Consider the following 1,675-nt stretch of genomic DNA (forward strand, 5'->3'; position numbering starts at 1 on the left):
CTACGACTGACCAATTATCTAACAAGGATTTCCAATCTCTCTGTCGAAGTAGTAAGTAGCCACTTTGACGGAGGTTTTCTCATGCCCTTACCAAAGAATCGTGTCATTCCCGAAAAGAAAATTTACTTTCGTCCGGAAATTCAGGCCTGCCCTCACTGCGGCGCGAAACTTAAGCGGCATCATACCGCTTGGAAAAAGAATATCATCACACTCTCCGGCGTTATCCAAGCATGGAGCATGGCCTACGCTTGCAGTAATGCGGATTGCCCGTACCCCAAGACATACTACAAATCTGCGGAAGCCGAACTCCTCAGTATGAAGCACACGTCTTACGGCTTTGACGTCTTGGCGCTCGTCGGTCAGCTTCGGTTTAAACAACACATGACCATCGGCGAAATGACGGAAGAGTTGAATCAACGCGGTGTAGTTACGTCAGAGCGCAATTCTCAGAGACTGTACGAACGTTATCTTACCTTGCTTCGCGCAAGCGTGACGAATCACGTAAAACAAGCACTAAAGCATGTTGTTGCAGACCACGGCGGCATCATGATTTCCATGGATGGGGTGCAGCCCGAGAAAGGAAATGAGACGCTCTACGTCATACGAGAAGTTTTCAGCGGTACCATCCTATCTGCCCAAAATCTAAAGAGCGGTTCCGCGGAAGAACTTAAAAAGCTCATCCTTCCCGTTATCGAGTTGGGCTTTCCCATCATTGGGATCGTCACGGACGGCCAGCAATCCATTCGGATGGCCATGGAATCGCTGTTGCCGGACGTACCGTACCAATACTGTCAGTACCACTACCTAAAGGATATTGCGAAGCCTGTTGTCGATTTAGACCGCAAACTCAAGACAGGGATTAAGAAAAGCCTTCGCGGGATACGCGAAATAGAAAAGCGAATCGAGAATGACACATCTGCTGAAGCTGAGGTCGCTAAGGATTACGTAGCGGCCATTCGTTCCGTGCTTCTCGAGGACGGCAATCCACCGCTCGATCTGCCGGGGATACGGGTTTATGAAAATGCAAAAGCCATTCAGGCTTCCCTCGAACGATGCCTGGATAAAAAAGGGGCCCTCTCTACTCCAAAACCTAATCAGAATTTTCGGTAAATTGAATGGGTTTGAAGAGCAGTATGCTGCGGTGAAACGATGGGCGCTCCCGATTCATCACGTTGCCGAGATCTTGAATCCAGACGTAGACAAGCGCAGTGAGACGGTTCGATTTCATATGCAGCAATTATTGAATTGGGTTGAGCATACATACACCAGTGAAGAAGACAAGCCAATGGTAGCGAATCTAACGAGCTACACACGAGGGTTCTGGAAGGGCTTGTTTACGTGCTACGACCACCCGCATGTCCCCCGAACGAACAACGACCACGAGCGCTTCTTTCGTCGAACGAAAACCCGGCATCGGCGGATGACCGGGTTAAGAAGTTGGAACGAATATATTCTTCGAAGTGGCGAGATGGTCGTGTTTGTCGATGATGCACTCCGCCAGAATGATGTCTTGAGCAGACTTCAAGCTGTCGACTACCTTGCGTATCGAGATGAACGTCTTCGCTGGTCTTCTCGGTTGAGTGAAGCCACCAAACGCAGACGCTTTAGAACTAACCCAGAACTGTACCTACAAAGGGCAGAATATACATTTTGTATGTTAATTGGTCAGTCGTAG

2 protein-coding genes are annotated in these 1,675 nt (G+C 49.0%); both read left to right on the top strand.

All coding sequences use genetic code 11. The annotated features are described in order from the left end of the window. Positions 1–1,110: hypothetical protein (locus ACI7RC_RS27700; RefSeq protein WP_408111378.1), on the top strand; the 1,110-nt coding region annotated here is incomplete at its 5' end. Beyond that, positions 1,022–1,675, top strand: coding sequence for an IS66 family transposase (locus ACI7RC_RS27705; RefSeq protein WP_408111379.1), 654 nt, complete (start codon positions 1,022–1,024; stop codon positions 1,673–1,675). The genes ACI7RC_RS27700 and ACI7RC_RS27705, both read left to right, overlap by 89 nt.

The sequence above is a fragment of the Brevibacillus sp. B_LB10_24 genome, assembly GCF_046036945.1.
In the GTDB taxonomy this organism is placed as follows: domain Bacteria; phylum Bacillota; class Bacilli; order Brevibacillales; family Brevibacillaceae; genus Brevibacillus_C.